Origin of the sequence: Caballeronia udeis (assembly GCF_044909315.1) — a bacterium.
Lineage (GTDB): Bacteria > Pseudomonadota > Gammaproteobacteria > Burkholderiales > Burkholderiaceae > Caballeronia > Caballeronia udeis_A.
In genome coordinates, this window is sequence record NZ_JBIYEB010000009.1 from 1 (window position 1) to 26,310 (window position 26,310).

The following is a 26,310-nucleotide window of genomic DNA, read 5'->3' on the forward strand; positions in this document are numbered from 1 at the left end:
CTCGCTATTGCCGCCGCGGAAATTGGCGCCTTGGCCGAGCGCCGGATCGCGTTGCTGATCGATGCGACGCTCTCCGGTTTGCCACCGTTTCTCGTGCGCGACGGCGGCGTGAATTCGGGCTTCATGATTGCCCATGTGACGGCTGCCGCGCTTGCGTCGGAGAACAAGACTTACGCGCATCCGGCGTCGGTCGACTCGTTGCCGACATCGGCGAACCAGGAAGATCACGTCTCCATGGCGACGTTCGCTGCCCGCAAGCTTGGCTATATAGCGGAGAACGTAGCGCATATTCTCGCTATCGAATTGCTCGCAGCGGCGCAAGGCGTGGACCTGCGTGCGCCGCATCAAACGAGTCCGCGCTTGGCCGAAGTGATGAAGACGCTGCGCTCGGAAGTCGCGCATTACGATCTCGATCACTATTTCGCACCGGATATCGAGGCGATCGCGAAGCAGGTGGTCAGCGGCGAAATCGCGAAACATTGCCCGCTTTCGTTTGTTTCGGAAGTTCAATCCCACGCTTAACCGGACGCCACACGCCCAGCATGAACACGCCCGCGTATCAGGAAATCAAGGATCACATTCTCACGCGCATTCATGCGGGGGAGTGGAAGGAAGGCGACCAGGTGCCTTCCGAAAACGAACTGGCGCGCGAGTTCAAGGTCGCGCGCATGACGGTCAACCGCGCGCTGCGCGAACTGACCGCCGAGCAGATCCTGACACGCGTGCAGGGCGCGGGCACGTTCGTGGCGCAACCGAAATACGCGTCGACGCTCGTGGAAATTCGCAGCATCTCCGACGAAATCACAGGACGCGGACATGTGCATCGGGCAGAAGTGATGCACCTGGGCGCGTCCGTACTGGACGAACGTCTCGCGCTGGAAATGCAGCTCACCGAGGGCAGTCCCGTATTTCATTCGCGGGTGCTGCACTTCGAAAACGACTTGCCGATCCAGCTGGAAGAGCGCTGGGTGAATCCTGCGCTCGCGCCGGAATACGCGCGCCAGGATTTCACCAAGATCACGCCGAACCAATACCTGATGGTCGCCGCGCCTTTGCAGCGCGTTGAATACCGGATTGAAGCGGCGCTTCCCGATGAGGGCACGGGTCTCGCGCTCTCGATGAAAACCGGCGAGCCGTGCCTCATGCTGCATCGGCGGACATGGTCGCGGGATGCGGTGGCGTCGGTGGCGAACCTCTGGCATCCCGGCGATCGATATCAATTCACGGGTCATTTCTAGACCCGTTTCCAGACCCGTCTCAGCTTGGTCAACCTGCCGGACCCATCCTCGGGTCCGGTTGAATTCTTGTGGAAATCGCAATACAGCTATCTGTAACGCGTACGAATCCTCGAATTCAGACGTGCTCTCGCACTTTATTCAGCAACAAATTCCGAATTTCTCTTCTCACTTCCGCCTGGCCAGCCATTCCCTCGCGATTGTTGCGATCTCGACAATGATGTTTCGCGTAAATAAGGGTTTTCCCTCAAGGTTCCGAAGCATAGACTTTCTACATCCGAAACAAATTCAGAAAGCGCTTATATCACTCTGAGGTTGTTTCGAGACTATCAACAAAATACTGGAGGTATCACCATGTTCAAGTCACTTATTCCTGCAGTTGTTATCGTGTCGGCATTGGCAGCTCCGACGTTCGCGTTTGCGCAAAACACTGACAACAACGGCCCGCTGACGCGTGCTGAAGTGAAGGCGCAACTGGTTCAACTGGAAAAGGCAGGGTACAATCCGGCTGGCGACCAGACCGACTACCCGGCGAACCTTCAGGCAGCTCAGGCTCGTGTGAATGCACAAAATGGCGAGGCAGCAACGGCATATGGTCCTTCGACCAGCGGCACCTCGGCAGTGGGCGTTCGTAGCTCGGCTGCACCGGTGCAAAACGCTCCCGGGTCGGTGTTCTTCGGTCACTAAGCCGACGCTGAGCAAATTTGAAGTGGACCCGACTGGATCAGGTCCGGCGCAAGACTCGATTGAATGATGGTTTGATCTTTTGAGTGTTGCGCCAAAGAAAAAACTCGCCCTCCGCGCTAAAGCGGCCGGCGAGTTTTTTTGTTCGAGAACCAACTTCGCTAGTTCGGTGACTTCGCGCCACACGCCCGGATCACGAGCTTCACCACTTCCTCCGTCGAGGCGTCAAAGGCCTTCTGCGAAAGCGCACGTTTGCCTTTCAGCGCCCGGATTTGTGCATCGAAATCCGCATAGTGCTGCGTCGTCGCCCAGATCATGAACATCAGCGTCTGCGCGTCCACGGGAGCGAGCAAACCGCGCGCAATCCAGTCGTCGATTACGATCACCCGTGTTTCAAGCCACGGCTTCACGCGCTCGTTCAAGATGTCCTGCATGTGCACCGCGCCGTGAATGATCTCGCTCGCCCACACCTTCGAGCCGAGCGGACGCCGCCGCGATAATTCCATTTTCGTGCGTACGTAGCCACCTATTGCTTCGACCGGGTCATCGCTGGACTCGAAGGTATCGGCGGCACGGTGCCAGTCTTCGAACAGATCTTCGAGCACGCGCCGATAGAGCGCCAGCTTGGTCGGAAAGTAATAATGCAGGTTGGCTTTCGGCAAGCCTGCGCGTTCCGCGATCATCGCGGTGCTTGCGCCTTCGAGTCCGCGCTCGGCGAACACAGCCTCGGCGCACGCCAAAAGATGCGCTTCATTGGTCTCGCGAATGTGTGCCTTGCGCCGCCGCAATGGAACAGGCGCAACGTCGCTTCTCGCCATCTCGGCTGTCGCTTCGTCATCTCTCATTGTTTTCCTTGCATGGCGCTGTGCGCCTTCTCCATCTTGATCGCGCCTCATTCTATGCGCTTTGACGCCACTGCTGCATAGCCCGTTGTTTCACTTGTCTCATGGCTCTGCTGCAGTGCAATGGCACGCTTCTCGCTATGTTTTTACTCTAATCGGAAACCCCGAAAGACGTTGATTTGCCAATATTAATCGGCTACAACCTGTCCAGTTGGACAGGATTTGGAGGGCGGCGGATCGCGACGGATTCACCGCTACGAAGCAGATAAGGCGAGCGGATAAAAACCGCACCTTTGCCGTGCGACAGCGCCCCAAAAGCCGACGCCGATGCACCAGATTCGTATCAGTCAAAACCCTAAGTCGAGCAACACGAGGAGAACGCGAAATGGACGCGGTAACCGATTCAGCGCTGGACACATCGATCAGAGTCAATGGCAAACGTCTATGGGACAGCCTCATGACGATGGCGAAAATTGGCGCGACGCCAAAGGGTGGCGTATGCCGGCTGGCGCTCACCGATCTCGACCGCGAGGGCCGCGACCTGATCGTCAGTTGGGCGAAGGAAGCGGGTTGCACGGTCAAGGTGGACCAGATGGGCAACGTGTTCATGCGTCGTGCCGGACGCAACGCCAATGCCGCGCCGGTCGTGACAGGCTCGCACGCGGACTCGCAGCCCACCGGCGGCCGCTTCGACGGCATCTACGGCATTCTCGGTGGCATCGAAGTGATCCGTTCACTCAATGATCGGGGCATTGAGACTGAACATCCGGTGGAAGTCGTGATCTGGACCAACGAGGAAGGCTCGCGGTTCGCGCCTGCCATGGTTGCGTCAGGCGTGTTCGCCGGCGAGTTCACGCTTGACTACGGGTTGTCCCGCAAGGACGTGGATGGCAAGACGATCGGTGAGGAACTGAAGCGTATTGGTTATGCAGGAGACGAACCGTGCGGCGGCCGCAAGCTGCACGCTGCGTTCGAACTGCACATTGAACAAGGACCGATTCTCGAAGCGGAAAACATGACGATCGGCGTGGTCACCGACGCGCAAGGTCAGCGCTGGTATGAAATCACATTGACCGGCCAGGAAGCGCATGCGGGTCCCACGCCCATGCCGCGCCGTCGCGATGCGTTGCTTGGTGCATCACGCGTGGTCGAACTGGTGAACCGCATCGGACTGGATAACGCGCCGCTGGCGTGCGCGACGGTCGGCATGATGCAGGTGCATCCGAACTCGCGCAACGTGATCCCGGGCCGCGTGTTTTTCACCGTCGATTTCCGTCATCCCGACGACGCCGTGCTCGCGAAGATGGACGCCGCGTTGCGCGCGGGCGTGGAGAAGATCGCGAGCGCATCGGGGCTCGAAACGCAGCTTGAGCAGATCTTCTATTACGCGCCCATCGCCTTCGACGCCGCGTGCGTAAAGTCCGTGCGCGCAGCAGCCGAGCGTTTTGGTTATGCGCATCGGGACATGGTCTCGGGCGCAGGACATGACGCGTGTTACCTCTCGAAGGTCGCGCCCACGTCAATGGTCTTCGTGCCTTGCGTCGATGGCATCAGCCATAACGAGATCGAGGATGCATCGGAGGAATGGATTGAGGCGGGCGCAAATGTGCTGCTTCACGCCATGCTCGAACGCGCGGGCCGTTGAGCCCGAACGGGTGTTAGCCGAAAGATCATTCGCTTGGCCTTATCTTGACGAAGGAACGTGTATGACCATGAAGCCCATTGGCGACATCGCATCGAACCGGCTGTCGCAAGAGCAACTGTCGTGTCAGTTTTCGGATGTGGCGCCCTTGCTCGATGCCACCGCGGCGGCTGCGGCGTCGAGCCGTTGCCACTATTGCTACGACGCGCCTTGCATCAACGCGTGCCCCACAAAAATAGATATTCCCGGCTTCATCCGCAAGATTGGTAACGGCAACATGAAGGGCGCGGCCATGGACATCTTGTCGGCCAATCCCCTTGGCGGCGCATGCGCGCGCGTATGTCCGACTGAAATTCTTTGCGAAGGGGCATGCGTCAGAAATCATCAGGATGACAAACCAGTTCAGATCGGTGCATTACAACGTCATGCGACTGACTGGGCGATGGCGCGCGGCGAGCCGCTTTTCAAACGCGCAGCGGATACGGGACGTCATGTCGCGGTGGTAGGCGCGGGACCGGCGGGGCTGGCCTGTGCGCATCGCCTTGCGCTCGAGGGTCACCGGGTGACGCTTTTCGATGCGCGGCCCAAGCCCGGTGGCTTGAACGAGTACGGGATCGCGGCGTACAAGGTGGTCGAGGATTTCGCCCAACGCGAAGTGGAGTGGTTGTATTCGGTGGGCGGCATCGAAGTGAAGAACGACGTGATGCTCGGCCGCGATGTGAAGCTGAGCGACTTGCGTAAGCAGCATGACGCGGTGTTCCTGGCCATTGGTCTGGGCGGTGTGCGCGCGCTGGAACTCGAAGGCGAGGCGCTTCAAGGCGTGTACAACGCGGTCGATTTCATCGAGCAGGTGCGTCAGGCGGATGCGCTCGCCAGCGTGCCGGTAGGGCGTCGCGTGGTGGTGATCGGTGGCGGAAACACTGCCATCGACGCAGCGGTGCAAAGCTGCAAGCTGGGCGCGGAAACGGTCACCATGGTGTATCGCCGAGGGGTGGAGACCATGGGTGCAACGTGGGCCGAGCAAGAGTTCGCACAGGTCAACGGTGTGTCGATCGTCACGCACGCAAGGCCCGTGCGGTTAACCGATGCAGATGGCCAGGTCACGGGCGTCGAATTCGAAAACCCGCAGGGCGAGCGCTTCGTCATTGAAGCCGACATGGTGCTGAAGGCGATCGGGCAAACCCTCGCGCCGGATGGTCTCGAAAGCGACATGCTCACGCTCGACGGCAGCCGCATTGCGGTGGATTCGAGCGGCCGGACATCGCTCGATAACGTCTGGGCCGGCGGAGACTGTGCGGCGACAGGCGGGCTCGACCTGACGGTCCAGGCCGTGCAGGACGGCAAGGTTGCCGCCGGGTCCATCCATGCGTTCTTCGCGGCAACGGCCATCAAGGCCGCTTGAAAAAACCCCCACAATAAGGGAGCCAGCTCATGGCCGATCTTCGCAATACCTTTGTCGGCATTACGTCGCCGAATCCTTTCTGGCTCGCGTCCGCGCCGCCCACTGACAAAGCCTACAACGTCAATCGCGCCTTCGAAGCGGGTTGGGGCGGCGTCGTATGGAAAACGCTGGGCCTCGACCCGCATGTGGTCAACGTGAGTTCGCGTTATGGCGCGGTGCAATGGAATGGCCAGCGTATCGCAGGGCTGAACAATATCGAACTGATCACCGACCGGCCTCTCGATATCAACCTGAGGGAGATCACCCAGGTCAAGCGCGACTGGCCGGATCGCGCGCTGATCGTCTCGCTGATGGTGCCGTGCAACGAGCGCGACTGGAAGTGGATCCTGCCGCTGGTGGAAGACACAGGCGCCGATGGCGTCGAGCTGAACTTCGGTTGCCCGCACGGCATGAGCGAGCGCGGCATGGGCGCGGCGGTCGGCCAGGTCCCCGAATACGTGGAGATGGTCACGCGCTGGGTGAAGGAAGGCACGAAGCTGCCTTGCATCGTCAAGCTGACGCCGAACATTAGCGACATCCGCACGAGTTCACGCGCGGCTTACAAGGGCGGCGCGGACGCGGTGTCGCTGATCAATACGATCAATTCGATTGTCGCCGTGGATCTCGACCTGATGGCGCCGATGCCGACAGTCGACGGCAAGGGTACGCATGGGGGATACTGCGGCCCGGCGGTCAAACCCATTGCCCTGAACATGGTCGCGGAGATTGCCCGCGACGTGGAAACGCCCGGTTTGCCGATCTCCGGCATTGGCGGGATTTCGTCGTGGCGCGATGCGGCCGAATTCATGGTGCTGGGCGCGGGCAACGTGCAGGTCTGTACGGCGGCCATGCACTATGGTTTTCGCATTGTCTCCGATCTCGCGGATGGTCTCTCGAACTGGATGGACGAGAAAGGCTACGCCACGCTCGACGATATCCGCGGACGGGCCGTGCAGAATGTGACGGACTGGAAGTACTTGAATTTGAAGTACGACATCAAGGCGCGCATCGACCAGGACAAGTGCATTGAGTGCGGGCTGTGCCACATCGCTTGCGAAGATACGGCGCATCAGGCGATCATGCGCGAGAAGGATGGCAAGCGGCATTTTGAAGTCATCGATTCGGAATGCGTCGGGTGCAATTTATGCATGCATGTGTGCCCGGTCGAGCAATGCATCACGATGGAACGCGTGGATGCCGGCGAATATGCGAACTGGACGACCCACCCGAACAATCCCGCACGCGTGGACGCCGACGTTGAAGAAAGCGCGAAGGCCGCCTAGAGTTGAGAACCCGTATAAAAAACAGCGGCTGACGCAACTGCCGTAAAAGTCGCTGACGTCCCCCTGACGGCCAACGCCCGGACTGGTTTTCCAGCCAGATCAACGGGCGAGGACCGCAACGATCTTGAGGAGATCAACCTGATGAAGCAGCCAGCGCATTCCGTCGACCCGCAGTTCGCGGCCGGCGCCAGTGGCAGTCTATATAACGACGACCTGGCGCCGACCACGCCCGTGCAACGGACGTGGAAGTGGTATCACTTTGCGGCGCTCTGGGTCGGCATGGTGATGAATATTGCGTCGTACATGCTCGCGGCCGGGCTCACGGAAGAGGGCATGTCGCCGTGGCAGGCGGTGCTCACCGTGCTGCTCGGCAACATGATCGTGCTCGTGCCCATGCTGTTGGTGGGCCACGCGGGCGCCAAGCATGGCATTCCTTATGCAGTGCTGGTGCGCTCGTCGTTCGGTACGAAAGGCGCGCGGCTGCCGGCGTTATTACGTGCGGTGGTCGCATGCGGATGGTACGGAATCCAGACCTGGCTCGGCGGCAGTGCGATCCATACGCTCCTGAATATCCTCACCGGTAACACGACGCCCGGTACACCATTGCCCTTCCTCGATATCTCGCTCGGGCAACTCGCATGCTTCCTGTTTTTCTGGCTGATCCAGGTCTATTTCATCCTGCGCGGCACGGACTCCATTCGTTTCCTTGAAAGCTGGTCCGCACCGATCAAGATCATCATGTGCCTCGCGCTCGTGTGGTGGGCGACCTCGAAGGCAGGCGGTGTCGGGGCGATGCTCGCGCAGCCTTCGCAGTTTGTGGCCGGTGGCAAGAAGGAGGGTTTGTTCTGGGCCACGTTCTGGCCGGGTCTAACAGCCATGGTCGGTTTCTGGGCCACGCTCGCGCTCAATATTCCGGACTTCACGCGGTTCGCGCGCTCGCAGAAGGATCAGATCATCGGGCAGTCCATCGGTCTGCCAGCCCCCATGGCGCTGCTGTCCGTGATCTCGGTGGTGGTGACCTCGGCAACCGTGGTGATCTACGGCAAGGCGATCTGGGATCCTATCGACCTGACCAGCCGTATGACGGGTATCGGCGTGGGCGTGGCGCTGATCATCCTGACGCTCGACACCATGAGCTGCAATCTTGCCGCTAACCTCGTGGGTCCGGCTTATGACTTTTCGAGCCTCTGGCCGAAGGGCATTTCGTATCGTGTGGGCGGCATGATTACTGCGTTCATCGCTATTGTGATGATGCCGTGGAAGATCCTGGCGACCACGCAGGGATACATTTTCACGTGGCTCGTGGGTTACTCGGCGCTGCTCGGACCTGTGGCCGGCATTCTCATGGTCGACTACTTCCTGATCCGCGGCACGCGCCTGAACACGCGCGAACTCTTCAACGAGAATGGCGAATACAGCTACACGGGTGGCTGGAACATGGCAGCGGTGGTCGCGCTGCTCGTGGGCGTCTTGCCCAACTTGCCGGGCTTCCTGCATACGGCATTTCCTGCTGCGTTCCCCAATGTTCCCGCGTTCTTCAACACGCTTTATACCTATGCATGGTTCGTGGGCCTCGCGCTCGCATCGATTGTTTATGGCGCATGGATGAAGATGGGCAAGCGCCCGACGGCGCGGATTGCCAGCGCCTGATTTTCTCTTTGGAGACAGCAAGATGACGATCCTGATTCGCGGCGGCACGGTGATTGACGCGGACCGTACTTATCGAGCGGACGTGTTGTGCGCAGACCCGAAGGACGGCGGCACGATCCTGCAGATCGGCCTCGATCTCGAGGTTCCGGCAGGTAGCGAAACGATCGATGCATCGGGCCAGTATGTGATGCCCGGCGGTATCGACCCGCATACGCACATGGAGTTGCCGTTCATGGGAACCACGGCGAGCGACGACTTTTATACGGGCACGGCGGCGGGGTTGTCAGGCGGCACGACGAGCATTATCGATTTCGTGATTCCGAGTCCGAAGCAGCCGCTGATGGCAGCCTTCAACGAGTGGCGCGGCTGGGCGGAGAAGGCATCGGCGGACTATGGATTTCACGTGGCGGTGACATGGTGGGACGAGTCGGTGCATCGCGACATGGGCACACTCGTGCATGATCATGGCGTGTCCAGTTTCAAGCACTTCATGGCGTATAAAAACGCCATCATGGCCGACGATGAAGTCCTCGTGAACAGCTTCGCGCGTTCATTGGAACTCGGTGCACTGCCCACCGTGCATGCCGAGAATGGCGAGCTGGTGTTCCAGCTTCAGAAGCAATTGCTCGCGAAAGGTTTCACCGGACCTGAAGCGCATCCTTTGTCGCGGCCGCCTGAAGTGGAGGGCGAAGCGGCCAACCGAGCGATCAGGATTGCGCAGGTGCTGGGCGTGCCTATCTACATTGTGCATGTGTCGTCGAAAGATGCCGTCGATGTCATCACGCGTGCACGCAGCGAAGGTCAACGCGTGTTCGCTGAAGTGCTGCCCGGGCATCTGGTGATTGATGAATCGGTCTATAGCGACCCGGACTGGACACGGGCCGCTGCGCACGTGATGAGCCCCCCGTTCCGGACCAGCGAGCATAGAGAGGCCTTGTGGCGTGGTCTGCAATCGGGGCAACTGCATACCACGGCGACTGATCACTGCGTATTCTGTGCGTCGCAGAAAGCCATGGGCCGCGAGGACTTCACGCGGATTCCGAACGGTTGCGGCGGGGTGGAAGACCGCATGTCAATCCTCTGGCACCATGGCGTGAACAAAGGGCGGCTGACCCCGAACGAGTTCGTGCGCGTGACCTCCACAAACGCTGCACAAATTTTTAACCTGTTCCCGCGCAAGGGAGCGGTGCAGGTGGGTTCGGATGCCGACCTCGTGGTGTGGGACCCGGCCGCGACCAGGACGATCTCGGTCAAGACTCACCACCAGAAGGTGGATTTCAACGTGTTCGAAGGCATGACCGTGCAGGGCGTGGCGACCCACACGCTCACGCGTGGCGCGCATGCTTGGGCGGATGGCGATCTGCGTGCGGTGCGAGGCGCAGGGCAGTATCTGAAGCGTCCGCCAAACGGTGCTTACTTCGATGCCACCCGGATCGCGAACCAGTTGAAGGAACCGCATCCGATCCATCGGGCCGGTGACAAGGTCGTGAAGGCGGCTTGAGGTTTACCGGCATGTTGCAACGAACCGGCGCGTAATGCGCCGGTTTTTTTTGGCGATACCTTCGTGTATTCAGACGGTCGCTTCATCGCGCGCCAGCGCTTTCGCTTCCCGGCAAGCTTCGATCCTTTCCACAACATGCGCAGCGTCCCGCGCGACGCCTGAAAAGCGGCCCGATCCCCACGTATGCAGCCACGGCAAGCCGACGAAATAGAGGCCGTCGAGCGGCGTCAGGCCACGCGTGTGGGCGGGGTAACCGCGACCGTTGAAGATAGGCGCATCGAGCCAGCTAAAGTCCGGCGTGAAGCCGATGCACCACACGATCGAGCCTATGCCGCTCGCGTGCAGATCGAGCGTAGTGCGTTCTTGCGCCGGTGACCACGCGGGTTCATAGCGTGAGCCCGGAGGCGCTTCGATCCCATTCTTTTCGATGTAGGCATCAATGCCCGCGTTGATGCCGTTGAAGGTCTTGTCCGCGCTGTCGAGATTCTCGGTCAGGTTGGGCGCGAAGTGGAGCACGCCGTCCTGCAGATCCTGAAGCCGGCCGTACAGTTCCATGCCTTCGGCCGCGAACTTGCGCAGATCGATATCACGGCCACCGTCGCGGCCGGTCACATAATGATTGGTATTGTCGCGCACCCCTTCACGCAGCGGATGCTGATCGACGGGCATGTCGTAATACTTCATGTCGGCGAGCCAGTCGACCACATCGCGGCCTCTGTAGAAGCGCGCGCAACGCGGCGCTTCACCCACGGCGAGGATCACCTTGCGACCCGCCAGATGCAGGTCCTCAGCGATCTGCGCACCCGATTGCCCGGATCCGACTACCAGCACCGCGCCTTCAGGCAAAGCCCGCGGGTTGCGATACTCGGACGACTGGATCTGTTTGAGCGAACGCGGCAGGCGTTCCGCCATGCGCGGCACGATGGGTGTGTGATAACCGCCCGATGCGACCACGACCTGGTCCGCCATGAACTGCCCCTGACTCGTTGAAACGCTGAAGCCGCCGTCGCCACTACGAGCGACCCGTTGCACTTCCACGTGTTCGAGCACGGGGGCATCGACGGTCCTGATGAAGCCATCGAGATACTCGATGATCTCGTCCTTCTTCATGAAGCCGTGCGGATCGTCGCCGGTATAAGGGTGGCCGGGCAGCGCACATTGCCAGTTAGGCGTGACGAGGCAGAACGCGTCCCAGCGTTGCGTGCGCCATGTATGCGTGACGGTGTTTTTCTCCAGCACGAGATGATCGATCCCCGCCTGCTTCAGGTAATAGCTGACCGACAATCCCGCCTGACCGCCACCCACCACAATGACACTTGTGTGCGTCGTGTTGCCCGATGTTTGCGACATGATTCGTCCTTTCGAAAAGAGTGACGTTCAGACGAGCGCGATGACGCGGACCTTCGCGTCAGGTTCATTAAGAAAACGTGCAGCCTCGACCTCGATCTGCGCGAGTTGATCCATCGCCGCCGAGCATGCAAAGCCGTACTTTTCGCGCACGCGCTCGGAGCCAATGTTCAGCGCTTCACGAGCGCGCGAGACAAAATCATGGATGGGATAGTCTTCTCCCGGCGTAAAGAAATCGCTAACTACTTGCGAGGGCGAATAACAGTTTGCTTCGCTGTTATCGGGCCACTGGATTCGAAAATGCATGACCGGCATGGTGGGTTCCTGAAGTGTTGGAAGAGAGCGGCTTGCAAGCAAGGCGCTGTAAATGTCGAGATGTTTTCGTGCCGACGCCTGCCAGCTCATGCGGCCAAGCAGCGCGGGTACGGCATCGTTGAAGTCGGTTCGATGACGGCCGTCGATAACCCGTGCGAGTGCGTCAGCTATTGACGCTGGATCCGTGGGTGTGGCCCAGCAGCACAGCGCGTTGTCCAGATACTCGGTGAACGGTGCAATGTTCGAGGCCACAACACGCGTACCGCATGCGAGCGCTTCGAGAACGACGAGGCCGAAACCTTCGCGTAGCGAGACCATGGCGAGGACATCGGCGCAACGGAAAAGCGCGGGCATGTCGGTGTCGTCGAGAGGGCCGGTGACACTCACCGCATGCGACAGGCCGTACCCGGCCATGCGGTCCATGAAGGCACGCGAGTACGCGTCGTGATCGAGCAGGCTTGCACCGCCCGCGATCACCAGGCGCGCATGCGGATGATGCTTGACCAGTTCCGCAAATGCGTCGAGCAGGCCGAGCGTGTTCTTGCGCGCTTCAATGCCACCGACCGCGAGCACGACCGGTCCGCTGCCATCTATATGAAGACGTTGACGCAATCTTTCATCGTGAGGTGTACGCTGCGTCGAATAGCGTTTCAGATCGACGCCGTTGGACACGGTCGCCGCTTCTACGCCGTACGTGTCGCGCATCTCGCGCGTCCATACTTCACTGACGCACAGCACGCGCTCCGCATCACGCCATGCACGCGTTTGCCAGGCGGCGAGGCGCGGGTTGTCGAAATGATCCAGGTGATGAACGGTCCGTACATACCCGGTTATTTCACCTTCGGCGGTCAGCTCGGCAAGCGCGTTTCCGCTGATGCTGTCCTGTGCGTGCAGCACGTCGAAGCTGCGCGGATCGCTGGCTTTGATGCTGGCTTTGAGCGCATGAAGCCGTGCGTCGACGAGTGCGACCGTGTTGTGTTGGAAGCCTTCGATGGTGGCGAGAATCACGCGGCATGGCGGCTCCCGGAAGAGCGTTTCCCCCGCTGCGGCCGGTGCGAAAAGGGTGACCTCGTGACCTTCGTCAACCAGCGCGCCCGCCAGTTCGAGCGCATGCACCACACCGCCGCGCGGATTGACCGAATGCGTGGTGAGGGCAATCCGCATCACACGAGGCGTCGCAGTCATGTCAGGGCCCCTTAACTTCCGGCGATGAACGCGTCATCGTGGAAGTTCCATAGTTCGGCCGAATCGCTGCCTTCGTGCAGTACCACTTTGCGTGAGGCATCGACCGTACCAATCACCGCACACGCCAGTTCACGTTCAACGAACAAGTGCTCTACCTGAGTTGCGTGTTCTTCACGCACGGACATCACGAAACCGAAGCTGGGGAACGCGCTTAACCAACGCAGACGATCGTGTCCAGGCGGCGATGGCAGACGCGAAAGCTCGATGCTTGCACCCATGCGGGAGCATTCCAGCAGCATCAGCGCAGTGCCGAGTGCGCCGGCCATGCTGATGTCCTTGGCTGCATCGCAGAGACCGCTTTCGGCGAGCATGGGCAACAACTCGAGGTCGGCGCGCAAGCGCGCGGCGGGTACGCCAACCGAGGCATTCCAGAACGGATACGGGTCTTCGAACGCGCCGCGCAGGTCGACCGCCATCATCAGGCGGTCGCCGGGACGCGCATTGAAGCTGGACAGCAGCTTGTTTGCGCGCCCAAGAATGGCCACTGCAAGTTGGGCCTGGTCGCTGCGCGTGTTGCTATGGCCGCCGACAATCGGCACCCCGTACACGGACGATGCCGCCGCCATGCCCGCGAGCACGTCTTCGGCCGCGCCCAAGCCGTCGCTCCAGAGTGCGTCGACAACAGCGATCGGGCGGCCGCCCATCGCGTAGATGTCGCTGACATTGACCATCACGCTGCTGTAGCCCGCGAACCAGGGCATGTCGCGCACGAGGTCGCTGACCATCCCTTCGATAGCGAACAGCAGATGAGAGTCTCCGTCGGCAATGGCTGCGCAGTCGTCGCCTATGGCGACCGCCTGCGAGTTGTCGGCGCCGCGCGGCACGTACCGGGCAAGCGATGACATCACTCGCGCGATATCGGTCTTGTGGCGAAAGCCGCGCGTTTCCCTTAGCGCGACGACCAGGTCCGTCAACGTCATGACGAACTCCGCGCAGGCGAATGCTGCGTCATGAAACCGCTTTGCGGTGTCGCGCAAGGCGGATAAAAACCGAGATCAGCCTGCATCAGATGATGCGGCCGGCCATGCATGAGTTCTTCTGCGAGCGTGGTCCAGTGCAGCGCATGAAACAACGCCGCGTTCTGGCTCTGCACATGGGCGAGGAAGGTCGTGCAGCCGAGCGCATGCGCACTGCTGACCGCCAGCCTGATCAACGTTGCGCCAATCTTGCCGTGCCGCCGGAACGCCGCATGCACCGCGAGCCGCGAGCCGGTCCATACGCCTGGTTCGTCCTCGTGAATGCGCACCGTGCCAACCACCTGCTCAGGCATCCCGCCGATACAACTCACCGCCACGAGCAGTTGCGCGCGTTCATCGATTTCATCGCGGTCATCGCCTATGAAAATCCCCTGCTCGATGCAGAACACCGCGCGCCGCAGCTTGTACGCCTCGTTCGCTTCCCAGGGCAGCGTGGTCCACTTGATCGTGTAGCTGGCAGGCGTATAGAGCCTTGCGAGATCTTCGGTATCGGCGAGCATGATCAGACCTCGTAGGATGACAACGACGAACATGCGCCGCACTTGCCGCAGCCCGCCTTGATATCGGCGGAGCGCATGCCGCCTGCCGACACCATCGCGCCAAGCGGCTGCAGCACGGACTTCATGAGTTCCGGCGAGGGCGCGGGATGATCCTCGAGCGGCGTGCCGCTGATCGGCACGAACGGGACCACGAACGGATACACGCCGATATCGACCAGTTCGCGCGAAATCGCGAGAATGGCTTCTGCCGTGTCACCGAGACCCGCGAGTATGTAGGTGCTCACCTGCCCCCGGCCGAACACCGCCACGGCCGCCCTGAACGCTTCCATGTAGCGCGGGATGGGTACGCTCGCCTTGCCCGGCATGATCTGTTCACGCAGCGCAGGCGTGACCACTTCGAGATGCATGCCGAGCGTATCGATGCCGCTTGCACGCATGCGCTCGAACCACTTGTCGTCGTCGGGCGGTTCGCATTGCGCCTGGATCGGCAGGTCGACAGCGGCCTTGATGGCGAACGCGCTTTCGCACAGGATCTGCGCACCACGATCCTTGGTCGGCGGAGTGCCTGTGGTGAGGACCATGTGCTTGACGCCATCGAGCAACACGGCGGCGCGCGCGACTTCCGCCAGTTGCTCGGGCGTCTTGCGGGCGATCGTCCTGCCCGCTGCAAGCGATTGCCCGATCGCGCAGAACTTGCAGGTCTTCTTGCGGCTTTCATAGCGGATGCAGGTTTGCAGCACGGTGGTCGCAAGCACGTCCGAACCATGCAGGGTCGCGATGTGCGAGTAGGGCACGCCGTCGAAGGTCTGCATGGCATAGAAACGCGGCGCCTTCGGGAAGCTGATGTTCGCGATAGGGATCGACCCGCGCAGCAACGCGCTGCTGCCGTGGGCGTCCGGTACGGATGCCACGAACGGCGAGTGCCACGCAGTGTTGGTATGCACGGGCACCATGATGGTCACGCCGTCGATGGTGACCGCCTTGTGATCGGACGGGCCCGCGCCACCGCGCCGGCTGGCCACGCCCAGATTTGCCCCCGCGCCCGGATCGGCGAGACGCAAGCCCGCCGATTGCAGTTCAGTCATCAATTGCCGGCTCACGGCCGACAAGGTCTCGTTCGCGTTCAAGGTGCAATCCCCCGGTTGATGGTGAGAAGCTGTTCATGGGCGCCGACGTGACAGAGGGCCGGTCGTTGATCGCGAGGCTCAGCAATTCGGGCCGCGCGTAATGACCGACTGAATCCATCATGCGTTTGCGTTTGGTGATCAGTGACATATCCAGATCCGCGATGACCAGACCTTCGCCCTCGCGCAGCGGCGGCGCGAGATGCTGGCCTTCGGGCGAGATGATTGCCGTGTTGCAGCCGCCGCGAAGCGCCTTCTGCAGGCCCGGATCTTTAGTGATTGATTCAATTTGCGGCTCGGTCAGCCAGCCCGTGGAATTGATCACGAAGCAGCCGGATTCAAGCGCGTGATGCCGGATGGTCACTTCGATCTGTTCACCGAAGATGGGACCGACCAGCGAGCCTGGAAACTGGCTGCAATGGATCTCTTCGTGCTGGGTCATCAGCGCATAACGTGCAAGGGGGTTGTAGTGCTCCCAGCACGCGAGCGCTCCCACGCGGCCGATGTGCGTCTCCGCTACCTTCAGGCCGGCCGCGTCGCCCATGCCCCAGATCATCCGCTCGTGAAACGTCGGCGTGATCTTGCGGCGCTTGAGCAGCAGCTCGCCGTCGGTATCGAAGATCAGTTGTGCGTTGTATAGGCTGCCGTGATCGCGCTCGTTCACGCCGAGCACGACGACCATGCCGTGCCGGCGCGCCAGCTCCGCCACTGCATGCGTCACGGGGCCCGGTACGACTACCGCTTCGTCATAGAGGCGCATGTGTTCGGCGCCCGATGCCACCGGTGCCCGCACGAACGAGAAGTACGGGTAGTAGGGCAGGAAGGTCTCGGGGAAGACGATGAGCTGCACGCCCTGGCGTGCAGCGTCGTCTATCGTTTCGAGGACCTTTTCGAGCGTGCCGCCGGGCCTTTCGAGATCCGGTGCTATCTGGACCGCGGCGGCGCGGACGATTCTCTTGTCGGGCATGGTCGTTCCGTGTTGATAAGAGGCTTCGGGCCTGCGTCAGACCGTCCAGGTGTGGATGATCAGCGCGCCGTCCTTGCGATGCAGCAGCTGAATGTCGAGCACGTCGAGCGGACTGATCGGCTTGATGCCTTCGATCAGCGACGCTTCTCCCTGCCCGTACAGCGCTTGCAGCGCGAAGCGGCATGCGTAGACCTTGCCGCCTTCCTCCATGAACTTCTGGATCTGCTTGTTGAAGTTCAGATGGCCGGGAAACGCTTCGTCGCCGAGTGTCGGGAAGCCGCGTTGCAGCCCGAGCGTCACGCCCGGCCCATAGAGCAGTACCGAGGTTTCGAAGCCTTTGCGCAGCAGCCGGGTGGCTTGCAGCAAGTTGACGAAGCCGATGGAACCTTCAAATGCGACCGTATGGAATGTCACCAGCGCCTTCTCGCCCGGCGCGGCCTTGACGTCCTCAAATACCTTCTCTTCATAATCGACAAGGTAATCGCCTTTCTTGTGCATCGGGATATTGACGGCAGGCATTCTAATCTCCAGTAAATAGACAATTTAATCAGTGGCGCCGGATTTGTTTTAACCGGAACCAGGCCGCAGGACACAATGCTGTTAATGCAACCGGCGTGCCATTAAATGAATGTCTTAATGCAATCAATACCCGATCATTCAAACAATCAGTGCTCGCGGAGCAGCGAAATATTTTTGACGACGATCCCGAAGAGCCTTGTGGCGATTGCCTTAAGCCTTGGCGTGACGATGACCTTGCACCAGCGTGGCGTGATCACTGAGGTGCTGTTGCGCCGGTCTGGTGCAATAAACACCGGATACGTGCATTGACCCTCGATCTATCGCATTCTCCATACGATCATTTAATGCCGCCTGATGCGATCAATTTATTTTTTTCCATCGCCGGCGTGCTATTGTTTTTTTAACCGTATTTATTCGAGAACATTTCATGGCCAGTCTTACTCACCACTGGATCAGAAAACTGACAGAAAGCCGCAAGCCGGCTTACTTGCTGATTCCCGAGTTAATTGAAGAAGACCTGGCGAGCGGCCGCTTGCGTCCGCGCGATCGGCTGCCGGGCCTGCGTGATCTGGCTGACGAACTGCAGCTCAACTACACGACCGTGGCGCGGGCCTACGCGGAAGCGCGCAAAAGAGGGCTGCTCGACTCGCGTGCCGGCAGCGGCACGTTCGTGCGCGGCCGGACCGCGACGCTGCCGCTGTCCGGCGGCAGCAGTGTCGAGATGACCATGAACATGCCGCCGGAGCCGGCGGAACTCGCCGCACGCTTGCGCGATTCAGCTGCCCGGCTGTTTTCGGCGACTGATCCGTACCGGTTGCTGCGGTACCAGGATTTCGGTGGCACTGCTGACGATCGTGCAGCGGGTACGAAGTGGCTGAAGCGCCGTTTCAATGATTGCGATGAAGACAAGGTGCTGGTCTGTCCCGGCATTCATAGCGCGCTGGTCGCGCTGGTGTCGCAGCTTGCGCGGCCGGGCGGGACCATTTGCCTCGATACGCTGGCGTATCCGGGCATCAAGGCGATTGCCGCGCAACTGGGCGTGCGTTTGCAGGCGCTGGCGCGTGATGACGACGGCCCGCTGGCTCATGCATTCGAGGCGCTGTGCAAGAGTGACAAACCCAGCGCGTTCTACTGCAATCCCACGATCCAGAATCCGAGCACGGTGACCCTGTCGTCGAAACGCCGCGAGGCGCTTGCCGATGTCGCGCTAAGGTACAGCGTGCCGATCATCGAAGACGATGCGTATGGCATGTTGCCGGCCCAGGCGCCCGATGCGCTGGCTACGTTGGCGCCCGACCTGACCTACTACGTCACCGGGCTGTCCAAGAGTTTTGGCGCCGGTCTGCGCGTGGCTTACATTCGTGCGCCGTCCGCCCGGCGCTCCCAGCACCTTGCGGGGGCCCTCCGTGCGACGACGGTCATGGCGAGCCCCTTCACCGTGCTGCTGGCGACGCAGTGGGTCAGCGACGGTACAGCAGACCTTATGCTCGACGCGATTCGTGCGGAGTCCGCGGCCCGTCAGGCGCTTGCCGCACGTGTGCTGTCCAACTGGAAATTCGACGCTGATCCGGCCGGTTTCCATCTCTGGATGCCCATTCCGGCGGAGTGCGGGTGGAACGCATCCGAGCTTGCATTACAGTTGCGCTCGCAAGGCATTGGCGCCGTGTCGGCGGCGGCTTTTGCGACCGATGGCAATCCGCCCGAAGCCATTCGCGTATGCCTTGGCGGCCCCAAGAATCTTGATGAGTGTGAAGACGCGCTCAGGCTGATTGCGGACACCGTCGAACATCCTCATCATCTGCATTTGCCGGTCATGTAGGGACTTAAGGTGCCCGCAGCCGTCACGAAGTATTGTTACGATGCAGGCTTTCGTTTTGACCGCTTACCCCATGCGCCATGTCCGGCTTCTCGCTCGCCTAGCCTCGTTCATCGTTGCTGCGCTTTTCTTCCCCATTGCTCACGCGGGCAACCCCGACGCGTTATGGCAGATTGTCCACAACTCCTGTGAGCCCGCCGCGCGCGGCGCGGATGTTCCGCAAAAATGTGTCGACGTCGATCCGGCCGGCGGCTTCGCGGTTCTGAAAGGTCTCAATGGCATTGCCCAGTATTTGTTGATTCCGACTGCTCGAGTCGGTGGCGTTGAAAGCCCGGATCTGCTGATACCGGGATCGCCGAATTACTGGCGCGCGGCGTGGGAAGCACGGCGTTTTGTCGAAGCGAAGTTAGGCCAGGACCTTCCGCGCGACGAACTCTCGCTCGCCATCAACTCGACTAGCGGGCGCACGCAAAACCAGTTGCATATCCATATTGATTGCCTTGCCCCGGATGTGGTTCGCGCATTGCGTGAGCAAGGCCCGAAGTTCGGCAATGAATGGACTGCGTTCCCCATTCTGCTGCGCGGACACGCATACCGCATTCGACGTATTGATGACGCCGACCTTGCTTCCATCGATCCCTTCAAGCTCCTTGCCCCCGACGTGGCGCGAGAAGGTCAGGTCATGGCCGACCAGACCTTGCTGCTCGCGGGGACCACGGCGCCCGACGGCAAGCCGGCATTCTTTCTTCTCAATGACCACGTGCAACGCGATAGAGGCGACTTCGCGTCGTCGGAGGAGTTGCAGGACCATACGTGCGCCGTTGCACGTGCGAAGTAGGTTGGGTGACCCGCGTCTCGAAATTTTGCCCTAGCCGGCCAGCGCGCTTCGCTGCACTATGTCGCTTCGATCAATCTGATTTGCAGGACGGGCACCATGAACAGCATGCGAACCATTGGCATGATCGGCGGGATGAGCTGGGAATCGACTACCGAATATTATCGGCTGATCAACCGGGACGTGCGCACGCGCCTCGGTGGCCTGAACTCCGCGCAAGTCCTGCTGCATAGCGTGAATTTCGCGCCGATCGAACAGCTTCAGCGCGACGGACAGTGGAACATCGCGGGCATCCGGCTGGCCGATGCCGCGCGTCATCTCGAAGCGGGCGGCGCGCATTGCATCGTGCTCTGCACGAACACGATGCATCTCGTCGCCCCGCAAATTGCCGCGGCGGTGTCCGTGCCGTTCATGCATATCGTCGATCCAACGGGGATCGAGGCGCAAAAGCGGGGCATACGCAAGGTCGGTTTTATCGGCACGGCGTTTTCAATGCGCGAAAGTTTTTTTCGCGACCGCCTGCAGGAACGGCATGGCATAGAGACACTCTTGCCCGAGCCTGCCGAGCAAGCGGTGATCCACGACATCATCTATCGCGAGTTGTGCCTGGGGATTGTCAACGACGACTCGCGCAAGCAGTACCGCGATGTTCTTCACGGACTGGCGGCGCGTGGCGCGGAAGCGATCGTGCTGGGATGCACCGAGATCATGCTGCTGGTGAACGAAGCCGACAGTCCCGTACCGTTGCTCGATACCACCACGCTTCACGCCCGCGCCGCCGTCGATTTCTCGTTGGCGCAGGCGTAAGCAGGCGTAAGCAACCGCGTGTTGAAGCTGCCGCTCAATGCTCGCGGCGGTGCGTAAATACACGCGGACGAACGGCTTCGATCACCGCCTCGGGCAGCACCTGATGCAGCGTGCGCACCGTGAAATCGAGGTCTTCCGCTGCCACGTCGAAGACCAGCCGGAGGTCGTCATGGTCACGCGATGCCTGGCTCACATACACGCCGAGCGGCGAGTGGAAGAGGCGCCTGATGCGCTCGCGGGCGGCCTCATCCTGCCTGCTGTGCAGGACGGCCGAGAGATGGACACGGGACACGGGAGGTGCTGAGAGCGCTTCCTGTGCGGCAGATTTATTCGATGCAGCCGAGCCGGCAATTCTTTCAAGGACTAAGTTCATTACGCTGCAAGCTCCTTAATTCGGGATCACTTGCAGCGTATCTTTTTGTGTGTAAACGCCGCGTTAATATTGCAGGCGGCGCTGTATAGATCGCTTAGTCGATACCGTGAAATACCGCATCGTCAGGTCCGATGTAAGCCGGTGACTTCCATGCGGCGTCGCGCATGGAGTGCTGGACCTGGCGTTCCACGCCCAACAGCACCGCGAAGATCGCCATGCGCACCGGAATCCCATTGTCTGTCTGCCGGAAAATGGCCAGCCTTGGATCGTGGTTGAGGTCGGTGCTCAGGTCGTTGGCTCCGGGCCGTCCATCACGCGGCAGCGGATGCATGATCAAGGTATCGGGTCCGCAAACGCTCTCCACGAGTGCCTGGTTGATCTGGAAATCCGGCGTGTAGCCTTCAATGGATTCATCGGCAAAACGCTCTTTCTGAATCCGCGTTGCATACACCACGTCCGCGCCTTTCAACCCCGTCTGCAAGTCGTTGGTCTGCTCGACCACGTGATCGCCGCGATTGATCTGATCGAGGATGGAAGCGGGCATCTCGAGCGAGGCGGGTGAGATCAGCGTGAACTTCAGCCCGCGGTACAACGCAAGCAGCTTGGCCAGCGAATGGACCGTGCGGCCATATTTAAGGTCGCCCACCATGGCTATATGCGAGCCGTCGACAATCTTCCCGACACGCGAGAATTCGCGCTGGATGGTGTAGAGGTCGAGCAGCGCCTGACTGGGGTGCTCGCCGGGGCCGTCACCGGCGTTGATCACCGGCACGTTGGTCGCGCGCACGAACTCCGCCACCGAACCCTTCTCCGGATGACGCACGACAAGCGCGTCGGCGTAACCGCTGATCACGCGGCTGGTGTCATAGATCGACTCGCCTTTTGCCATCGACGAAAACGTGAAGCCGGTCGTGTCGCACACCGATCCGCCCAGCCGGCAAAACGCCGCGCCGAAGCTGACGCGCGTCCGGGTGCTGGCTTCAAAGAACAGATTGGCCAGCACCGCGCCTTCCAGCACGCGCGTGATCTTCTGGCGGCGCGCGATGGGTTGCATGGTGTCCGCAACCTGGAACAGCGCTTCCACCGAGTCTCGCGAGAACTGGTCGACAGAGAGCAGATGTGGCCGGCCTTCGTGAAGAATGGAAGGAGAATATGCGCGCTGTGTATATTCATCGCCGGACGGGATTCTTTCCACCAGCTCCATGACGTAGCGGCTCGCAATCTCGGGCATGGCCCGCGACTCCGCCGATTCGTCCGGCAGCAACCACGTGTCGAGCGCCCGGCGTGATACGCCAATCCGGTTCGCGAAGGCGTCGCGGGTCATGTTCAGGCGGCGCATGGCATCGCGCAGGAGGGTTTGCTGTTGAGCTTGCACGATGGGCGCTCCGAAAGTGGTTATGTACGCGATGCGTATATTAAATCACTCGCCTAAAAGGTGCAATACGACATCACGCCTATTTGCGGCGCGACGGTGTTCGAAGACATAAATGCCCTGCCACGTGCCCAGGACCATCCGGCCGGCATCGACGGGAATGGACAACTGGACTTGTGTCAGCGCGGTTCGCAGATGCGCGGGCATGTCGTCGGAGCCTTCCGCGTCGTGGATGTAACGCCCCGGCGCTTCCGGAGCGATGGTCTCGAAGAACTGTTCCAGGTCCGCGCGGACGTCGGGATCGGCATTTTCCTGGATCAGCAATGACGCCGAGGTGTGCCGCAGGAATACGGTCAGCAGACCGGTCTGGATGCCCTGCAGGTCGATCCAGTTTTCAATGTCGGGAGTAATTTCGTGCAGTCCGCGCGTGCGTGTGGGCACGCTCAGATGATAGAGCGCCTGCTTCATGTCGATGTCTCCGGAAGGGAATGCGCGACGGAGAAAGTGTTGCGCGTGCCCATGAAGTTTATCGGCTGGAGCGGGTTTCGGCAGACGGCGAGCGCGCGGACCGGACGAGGGCTGTCACCGTCATGGTCATCGCGCGCCGGCGTCTTGCCATGCTTGCGGATCAATGGCCGAAGTAGATCGATTGAGTCGCGTCATCCGGCGCGGTATGCGTGTGCATACCGGATGCTGACGTGCCGTTGGCCGGTGACCCATACGACGAAGACGCAATGCCTTGTTGTTCGGCGACGCGTTGTTCGGCGGCCTGGATGTCCTGCGGGTAGTTGACGTCTTCACCGCCCGGGGTGTAGCCGGCTTTTTCCAGTTGAACGAGTTCGGCCTTGACTTGGGCGCGGGTGACGGGGCCGTTGCTTTGCGCGAAAGCGAAGGCAGGGGCGGCCAATGCCGAGGAGATAACGAGAGCGGAGATAAGGAATTTGTTCATGATGACCTCAAGGAGAAAATTAGGATTCCGATTTATTTAACCGGATTGCGAAGATTGATTTAGCGCGATGGATCAGTTCGTTGCGCTGGACGAGTTGGTGGCAGTTGAGCTTGCTACCGCGTTGGTCTTGGCCGTCTGGTTTTGCGCCAGGCGTGCCTCTTGTTGTTGTTCGAGTTGGTGCGTGAAGATCGGGTTGACGTCGGGGTAGGAGGTGTCGGTGACAAAATCGCGGCCGTCCTGCTGGGCCTGGATCAGTTCCTGATACACCTGGGCGCGGGTCTTGGTTTGCGCGAATGCGTGTGCCGAGGCAATGGTGGCGAGGAAAAGTACCGCGACGCTGAGGGTTTTCATGGTTGGCTCCTGCTGGGTTGAATGTGTGCGGCTTGTAATGGAGAGAACCCGGAATGAGCGCGGGATATTCCCGATGAATTTGATTATTTTTATGTTCGGAAGAATCAGGATTTATTCGGAAGGGTGAGGAATAACCTGCTGGAGACGGTGTTTACGCGCGTAGGGGTTTTTTTGTGCCCGGTGTGGAATAAACCCCGGCGCTTCGTGTTCGCCCCTGTACGAACAGCCCCACATTGCCAGATCATGCCCATAGCAAAACCCCCAACGGAACCCCGGCTCTCGGAGTCGGACGTCCAGGCATTCGCCGACGGCATGCTCGATCCCAAGCGCGCCGCGAGTGTAGCGACGTATTTGAAGAGCCGGCCTGACGAGGCGGATCGGGTCGCGTTTTACGGCCGCCTGAACTGGCAGATGCAGAACGCTTTTCACGAACCCGACAACGAAGAAACACCGCCTGCGCCGGCGCCTGTACGGCGCATGTCGAGACGTGGTCTGCGTGCGCTGCTGGTCGGGGCAGTCGTGATGCTTGCGGTCGCCGCGGCGGCGATCTTCGCGTTCGATATCTCCGATTCAGCGCTCGACAATGCCTCGATGATGGCGCTTGAACAAGCCGTGGCCGCTCAGGACATGACATCGGGTGCGGTGGGTTATGAAAGCTCGGTGAAGGTTTTAGCCAGCGCTCCGGATCTGTCCCGCGTTGGTTTCCATCCGCTTGCCCGCCGGGAAATGCCCGTGGGTCCGTTCGCGTCGGCCACAGAATTTGTCTATCGCAATCGAGGCGGCGAGGCTGCCGTGCTGCTCGTCGCGCCGGGCCTGTTTGTGCAGCCGCAGCCGCAATGGAAGGCGCGTCGCGTGGGTGCCAGCCGCTTGCTCGCATGGACCGCGGGCGGCAAGCGTTACGTGCTGGCGGGCCGTGCGAAGACCCGTGGCTTGATGCTGGCCGCTGATTTGATGACGGGCAGTTAATCAGGAATCAGGCAACTGCCACGAATGCCGACGGCATAAAATCAGCGCACCCCGGCGACAAATACGCTGACAGCGGGAATATTCGGCACGACCCGGTGTTAGCCCGTCATCAGAGCGGCGTTTTATCGAACGTTTGCGTAAGCTTACAAAATGAAGGAAGGCCGATGAGCGTCCGTGACGAGTTAATGGAGCATGTGCCGCGACTGCGGCGCTATGCGCGAGCGTTGATCAATAATCGCGATCTTGCTGACGATCTGGTGCAGGACACGCTCGAACGTGCGCTCCGGCATACCGAGAAGTTTCAGTCCGGCACCGATCTGCGCGCATGGCTGTTCACGATCATGCATAACGTGTTCGCCAATCAGGCGCGTCGCGCGGGTGTGCGGGCCGTGCATGTTTCTGTCGACGACGAGAACATATCCGAGCGCGAATTCGCCGTGCCGGGCACCCAAACGCAATCGCTCGAAATGCGCGATCTGGACTTCGCGCTGCAGCGTTTGCCGCTCGACCAGCGACAGGTCGTGCTGCTCGTGGGCCTGGAAGAAATGAGTTACGCGGATGTGGCGCAGGCGCTGGAAATCCCGATCGGGACCGTCATGTCGCGCCTGTCGCGTGGACGTGAAAGACTGCGCGCCTTGATGGCCGGCGCGCAACCGGGCGCTAAATTACAGGTGGTGCGATGAGCGACCAACAAACACCCATCACTGAAGACGAAATCCACGCGTATGTCGACGGATCGCTGGCTGAGCATCGCCGCGACGAGATCGATCGGCTGCTTGAACATGACGAAGCGCTCGCTACGAAGGTCAGCGACTATTTCTCGCTGAACAGCATGTTTCATGACCGCTATGACCGGGTGCTGAGCGAGCCTGTACCGCAGCGTCTGCTGCCGCCGGAGCGCAAGCGCTGGCGTGTTGCCGCCAACTGGCCGCAGTTCGCGGGCATGGCGGCGGCGCTGGTGCTTGGCGTGGGCATCGGCGTGGCGGGCATGACGGGGACCATGGGCCGCGACGCCCTGATGCCGGGCGGCGGCGGGGGATCGGTGCAACGCGCAAGCTATAGCGTCGGCGAGTCGTTTGCACGGCAGTCGGCTATCGCACATGTGATGTACGCGCCGGAAGTGATGCGGCCCGTGGAAGTGGGCGCGGATCGCGAGCAGGAACTGGTTCAGTGGGTATCGAACCGGCTGGGTACGGACGTGCGTCCGCCCATCCTGACCCGCTCGGGCTTCGAGTTGATGGGCGGCCGCCTGCTGCCCGGCGACGACGGCCCGGTTGCGCAGTTCATGTACCACGACGCGAAGGGCGAGCGTATTACGCTGTGCATATCGCATCGCAAGATCAGTTCGGACACGACCGCGTTCAAGCTGTATCAGGACGGCTCGGTGAACGTGTTCTACTGGATCGACGGCGATTACGGCTACGCCGTGTCCGGCGCGATTGATCGCAAGGTGCTGCTTGACCTGTCGCACGACGTCTATTCGCAGCTGACCGCAATGGGCGGCGCCAAGCCGCCCTCGGGCGCTTCTTCGTCTACGCAATAGGCCGTGCGCGTGTCTGTTCGGAAGTG

At 60.8% G+C, this 26,310-nt stretch carries 27 protein-coding genes and 1 pseudogene; 14 read left to right on the plus strand and 14 right to left on the minus strand.

Going from position 1 to position 26,310, the window contains the following annotated elements; all coding sequences use genetic code 11:
- The 3 genes from ABH944_RS16110 to ABH944_RS16120 all read left to right on the plus strand — a co-directional run.
- On the plus strand, positions 1-522 hold a 522-nt coding region (locus tag ABH944_RS16110), incomplete at its 5' end, for an aromatic amino acid lyase (RefSeq protein ID WP_404614344.1).
- Positions 523-542: 20 nt separating this feature from the next.
- Positions 543-1,238 carry a histidine utilization repressor gene (hutC, locus tag ABH944_RS16115; RefSeq protein ID WP_062091991.1) on the plus strand — a complete coding sequence of 232 codons (696 nt, stop codon included), beginning with the start codon at positions 543-545 and terminating at the stop codon, positions 1,236-1,238.
- Positions 1,239-1,589: 351 nt separating this feature from the next.
- Positions 1,590-1,922 (plus strand): DUF4148 domain-containing protein, encoded by a 333-nt coding sequence (locus ABH944_RS16120; protein ID WP_404614342.1) that lies wholly within the window; start codon positions 1,590-1,592, stop codon positions 1,920-1,922.
- Between the two features lie 158 nt (positions 1,923-2,080).
- Here ABH944_RS16120 and ABH944_RS16125 read toward each other — a convergent pair whose 3' ends face one another.
- Complete coding sequence (locus ABH944_RS16125) at positions 2,081-2,764, minus strand: TetR/AcrR family transcriptional regulator (protein ID WP_404614340.1); 684 nt, start codon at positions 2,762-2,764, stop codon at positions 2,081-2,083.
- Between the two features lie 382 nt (positions 2,765-3,146).
- Here ABH944_RS16125 and ABH944_RS16130 point away from each other — a divergent pair, with 382 nt between their 5' ends.
- From ABH944_RS16130 to hydA, 5 genes are all read left to right on the plus strand, one after another.
- On the plus strand, positions 3,147-4,406 hold the full coding sequence (locus ABH944_RS16130; protein ID WP_097269554.1) for a Zn-dependent hydrolase: 1,260 nt from the start codon (positions 3,147-3,149) through the stop codon (positions 4,404-4,406).
- A gap of 61 nt (positions 4,407-4,467) precedes the next feature.
- A complete protein-coding gene (locus tag ABH944_RS16135; protein WP_404614338.1) occupies positions 4,468-5,805 on the plus strand; it encodes an NAD(P)-dependent oxidoreductase in 1,338 nt (445 codons plus the stop codon).
- A gap of 29 nt (positions 5,806-5,834) precedes the next feature.
- Complete coding sequence (gene preA / locus ABH944_RS16140; RefSeq protein ID WP_404614336.1) at positions 5,835-7,127, plus strand: NAD-dependent dihydropyrimidine dehydrogenase subunit PreA; 1,293 nt, start codon at positions 5,835-5,837, stop codon at positions 7,125-7,127.
- 141 nt (positions 7,128-7,268) lie between these two features.
- Positions 7,269-8,777 (plus strand): NCS1 family nucleobase:cation symporter-1, encoded by a 1,509-nt coding sequence (locus ABH944_RS16145; protein WP_404614334.1) that lies wholly within the window; start codon positions 7,269-7,271, stop codon positions 8,775-8,777.
- Positions 8,778-8,799: 22 nt separating this feature from the next.
- Complete coding sequence (hydA, locus tag ABH944_RS16150) at positions 8,800-10,278, plus strand: dihydropyrimidinase (RefSeq protein ID WP_404614332.1); 1,479 nt, start codon at positions 8,800-8,802, stop codon at positions 10,276-10,278.
- Between the two features lie 69 nt (positions 10,279-10,347).
- Here hydA and ABH944_RS16155 read toward each other — a convergent pair whose 3' ends face one another.
- The 8 genes and pseudogenes from ABH944_RS16155 to ABH944_RS16190 all read right to left on the minus strand — a co-directional run bounded on the left by ABH944_RS16155 (position 10,348) and on the right by ABH944_RS16190 (position 17,272).
- Positions 10,348-11,628, minus strand: coding sequence for an MSMEG_0569 family flavin-dependent oxidoreductase (locus ABH944_RS16155; RefSeq protein WP_404614330.1), 1,281 nt, complete (start codon positions 11,626-11,628; stop codon positions 10,348-10,350).
- Positions 11,629-11,655: 27 nt separating this feature from the next.
- Positions 11,656-11,940, minus strand: a complete 285-nt coding sequence (locus ABH944_RS16160; protein ID WP_404614348.1) for an MSMEG_0570 family nitrogen starvation response protein — start codon at positions 11,938-11,940, stop codon at positions 11,656-11,658.
- Positions 11,941-11,964: 24 nt separating this feature from the next.
- Positions 11,965-13,125 (minus strand): annotated as a pseudogene (locus ABH944_RS16165) (MSMEG_0565 family glycosyltransferase); the annotation flags it as partial.
- A gap of 11 nt (positions 13,126-13,136) precedes the next feature.
- Positions 13,137-14,105: a sll0787 family AIR synthase-like protein gene (locus tag ABH944_RS16170; RefSeq protein ID WP_404614328.1), complete on the minus strand. Its 969-nt coding sequence runs from the start codon at positions 14,103-14,105 to the stop codon at positions 13,137-13,139.
- The gene (locus ABH944_RS16175) at positions 14,102-14,662 is read right to left on the minus strand and encodes an MSMEG_0567/Sll0786 family nitrogen starvation N-acetyltransferase (protein WP_404614326.1); all 561 of its coding nucleotides are present in this window, start codon (positions 14,660-14,662) and stop codon (positions 14,102-14,104) included. The genes ABH944_RS16170 and ABH944_RS16175 overlap by 4 nt, the downstream gene beginning before the upstream one ends.
- Positions 14,663-14,664: 2 nt before the next feature.
- Entirely contained in the window at positions 14,665-15,747 is a 1,083-nt protein-coding gene (locus ABH944_RS16180; protein WP_404614346.1) for an MSMEG_0568 family radical SAM protein, read from the minus strand.
- Positions 15,740-16,753 (minus strand): Nit6803 family nitrilase, encoded by a 1,014-nt coding sequence (locus tag ABH944_RS16185; protein ID WP_404614324.1) that lies wholly within the window; start codon positions 16,751-16,753, stop codon positions 15,740-15,742. The genes ABH944_RS16180 and ABH944_RS16185 overlap by 8 nt, the downstream gene beginning before the upstream one ends.
- 36 nt (positions 16,754-16,789) lie before the next feature.
- The gene (locus tag ABH944_RS16190; RefSeq protein ID WP_062091974.1) at positions 16,790-17,272 is read right to left on the minus strand and encodes an MSMEG_0572/Sll0783 family nitrogen starvation response protein; all 483 of its coding nucleotides are present in this window, start codon (positions 17,270-17,272) and stop codon (positions 16,790-16,792) included.
- A 427-nt stretch (positions 17,273-17,699) separates the two neighbouring features.
- Between ABH944_RS16190 and ABH944_RS16195 the strand changes: the two genes are divergently transcribed.
- From ABH944_RS16195 to ABH944_RS16205, 3 genes are all read left to right on the plus strand, one after another.
- A complete protein-coding gene (locus tag ABH944_RS16195; RefSeq protein WP_404614322.1) occupies positions 17,700-19,091 on the plus strand; it encodes an aminotransferase-like domain-containing protein in 1,392 nt (463 codons plus the stop codon).
- 40 nt (positions 19,092-19,131) lie between these two features.
- Complete coding sequence (locus tag ABH944_RS16200; RefSeq protein WP_404614320.1) at positions 19,132-19,926, plus strand: CDP-diacylglycerol diphosphatase; 795 nt, start codon at positions 19,132-19,134, stop codon at positions 19,924-19,926.
- A 96-nt stretch (positions 19,927-20,022) separates the two neighbouring features.
- Positions 20,023-20,730: an aspartate/glutamate racemase family protein gene (locus ABH944_RS16205; protein WP_404614318.1), complete on the plus strand. Its 708-nt coding sequence runs from the start codon at positions 20,023-20,025 to the stop codon at positions 20,728-20,730.
- A gap of 34 nt (positions 20,731-20,764) precedes the next feature.
- Here the strand turns inward: ABH944_RS16205 and ABH944_RS16210 are convergent, their stop codons facing one another.
- The 5 genes from ABH944_RS16210 to ABH944_RS16230 form a co-directional block, all read right to left on the minus strand.
- Positions 20,765-21,103, minus strand: a complete 339-nt coding sequence (locus tag ABH944_RS16210; protein WP_404614316.1) for a hypothetical protein — start codon at positions 21,101-21,103, stop codon at positions 20,765-20,767.
- 94 nt (positions 21,104-21,197) lie between these two features.
- Positions 21,198-22,442: an aspartate carbamoyltransferase gene (locus ABH944_RS16215; protein ID WP_062091994.1), complete on the minus strand. Its 1,245-nt coding sequence runs from the start codon at positions 22,440-22,442 to the stop codon at positions 21,198-21,200.
- A gap of 81 nt (positions 22,443-22,523) precedes the next feature.
- The gene (locus ABH944_RS16220) at positions 22,524-22,943 is read right to left on the minus strand and encodes a secondary thiamine-phosphate synthase enzyme YjbQ (protein WP_404614314.1); all 420 of its coding nucleotides are present in this window, start codon (positions 22,941-22,943) and stop codon (positions 22,524-22,526) included.
- Positions 22,944-23,103: 160 nt separating this feature from the next.
- The gene (locus ABH944_RS16225; protein ID WP_404614312.1) at positions 23,104-23,424 is read right to left on the minus strand and encodes a DUF4148 domain-containing protein; all 321 of its coding nucleotides are present in this window, start codon (positions 23,422-23,424) and stop codon (positions 23,104-23,106) included.
- Between the two features lie 72 nt (positions 23,425-23,496).
- Positions 23,497-23,775 carry a DUF4148 domain-containing protein gene (locus ABH944_RS16230; protein ID WP_404614310.1) on the minus strand — a complete coding sequence of 93 codons (279 nt, stop codon included), beginning with the start codon at positions 23,773-23,775 and terminating at the stop codon, positions 23,497-23,499.
- Positions 23,776-24,018: 243 nt separating this feature from the next.
- On the opposite strand from ABH944_RS16230, the gene ABH944_RS16235 reads away from it, so the two are divergent.
- From ABH944_RS16235 to ABH944_RS16245, 3 genes are all read left to right on the plus strand, one after another.
- Entirely contained in the window at positions 24,019-24,741 is a 723-nt protein-coding gene (locus ABH944_RS16235; protein WP_404614309.1) for an anti-sigma factor, read from the plus strand.
- Positions 24,742-24,905: 164 nt separating this feature from the next.
- Positions 24,906-25,424, plus strand: a complete 519-nt coding sequence (locus tag ABH944_RS16240) for an RNA polymerase sigma factor (protein ID WP_404614307.1) — start codon at positions 24,906-24,908, stop codon at positions 25,422-25,424.
- Positions 25,421-26,284, plus strand: a complete 864-nt coding sequence (locus ABH944_RS16245) for an anti-sigma factor family protein (RefSeq protein ID WP_404614305.1) — start codon at positions 25,421-25,423, stop codon at positions 26,282-26,284. Before ABH944_RS16240 ends, ABH944_RS16245 begins: the two co-directional genes overlap by 4 nt.
- The last annotated feature ends 26 nt before the right edge of the window (positions 26,285-26,310 follow it).

Bases quoted from the DNA above. Each gene is read 5' to 3' on its own strand.
- ABH944_RS16195 (WP_404614322.1), top strand. From the start codon at position 17,700: ATGGCCAGTCTTACTCACCACTGGATCAGAAAACTGACAGAAAGCCGC.
- ABH944_RS16225 (WP_404614312.1), bottom strand. From the start codon at position 23,424: ATGAACAAATTCCTTATCTCCGCTCTCGTTATCTCCTCGGCATTGGCC.
- ABH944_RS16160 (WP_404614348.1), bottom strand. From the start codon at position 11,940: ATGCCGGTCATGCATTTTCGAATCCAGTGGCCCGATAACAGCGAAGCA.
- preA (WP_404614336.1), top strand. From the start codon at position 5,835: ATGGCCGATCTTCGCAATACCTTTGTCGGCATTACGTCGCCGAATCCT.
- ABH944_RS16230 (WP_404614310.1), bottom strand. From the start codon at position 23,775: ATGAAAACCCTCAGCGTCGCGGTACTTTTCCTCGCCACCATTGCCTCG.
- ABH944_RS16205 (WP_404614318.1), top strand. From the start codon at position 20,023: ATGAACAGCATGCGAACCATTGGCATGATCGGCGGGATGAGCTGGGAA.
- hydA (WP_404614332.1), top strand. From the start codon at position 8,800: ATGACGATCCTGATTCGCGGCGGCACGGTGATTGACGCGGACCGTACT.
- ABH944_RS16235 (WP_404614309.1), top strand. From the start codon at position 24,019: ATGCCCATAGCAAAACCCCCAACGGAACCCCGGCTCTCGGAGTCGGAC.
- ABH944_RS16145 (WP_404614334.1), top strand. From the start codon at position 7,269: ATGAAGCAGCCAGCGCATTCCGTCGACCCGCAGTTCGCGGCCGGCGCC.
- ABH944_RS16200 (WP_404614320.1), top strand. From the start codon at position 19,132: ATGCAGGCTTTCGTTTTGACCGCTTACCCCATGCGCCATGTCCGGCTT.
- ABH944_RS16180 (WP_404614346.1), bottom strand. From the start codon at position 15,747: ATGACTGAACTGCAATCGGCGGGCTTGCGTCTCGCCGATCCGGGCGCG.
- ABH944_RS16125 (WP_404614340.1), bottom strand. From the start codon at position 2,764: ATGAGAGATGACGAAGCGACAGCCGAGATGGCGAGAAGCGACGTTGCG.
- hutC (WP_062091991.1), top strand. From the start codon at position 543: ATGAACACGCCCGCGTATCAGGAAATCAAGGATCACATTCTCACGCGC.
- ABH944_RS16170 (WP_404614328.1), bottom strand. From the start codon at position 14,105: ATGACGTTGACGGACCTGGTCGTCGCGCTAAGGGAAACGCGCGGCTTT.
- ABH944_RS16220 (WP_404614314.1), bottom strand. From the start codon at position 22,943: ATGAAGCAGGCGCTCTATCATCTGAGCGTGCCCACACGCACGCGCGGA.
- ABH944_RS16245 (WP_404614305.1), top strand. From the start codon at position 25,421: ATGAGCGACCAACAAACACCCATCACTGAAGACGAAATCCACGCGTAT.
- ABH944_RS16240 (WP_404614307.1), top strand. From the start codon at position 24,906: ATGAGCGTCCGTGACGAGTTAATGGAGCATGTGCCGCGACTGCGGCGC.
- ABH944_RS16190 (WP_062091974.1), bottom strand. From the start codon at position 17,272: ATGCCTGCCGTCAATATCCCGATGCACAAGAAAGGCGATTACCTTGTC.
- ABH944_RS16120 (WP_404614342.1), top strand. From the start codon at position 1,590: ATGTTCAAGTCACTTATTCCTGCAGTTGTTATCGTGTCGGCATTGGCA.
- ABH944_RS16135 (WP_404614338.1), top strand. From the start codon at position 4,468: ATGACCATGAAGCCCATTGGCGACATCGCATCGAACCGGCTGTCGCAA.
- ABH944_RS16175 (WP_404614326.1), bottom strand. From the start codon at position 14,662: ATGCTCGCCGATACCGAAGATCTCGCAAGGCTCTATACGCCTGCCAGC.
- ABH944_RS16155 (WP_404614330.1), bottom strand. From the start codon at position 11,628: ATGTCGCAAACATCGGGCAACACGACGCACACAAGTGTCATTGTGGTG.
- ABH944_RS16130 (WP_097269554.1), top strand. From the start codon at position 3,147: ATGGACGCGGTAACCGATTCAGCGCTGGACACATCGATCAGAGTCAAT.
- ABH944_RS16210 (WP_404614316.1), bottom strand. From the start codon at position 21,103: ATGAACTTAGTCCTTGAAAGAATTGCCGGCTCGGCTGCATCGAATAAA.
- ABH944_RS16185 (WP_404614324.1), bottom strand. From the start codon at position 16,753: ATGCCCGACAAGAGAATCGTCCGCGCCGCCGCGGTCCAGATAGCACCG.
- ABH944_RS16215 (WP_062091994.1), bottom strand. From the start codon at position 22,442: ATGCGCCGCCTGAACATGACCCGCGACGCCTTCGCGAACCGGATTGGC.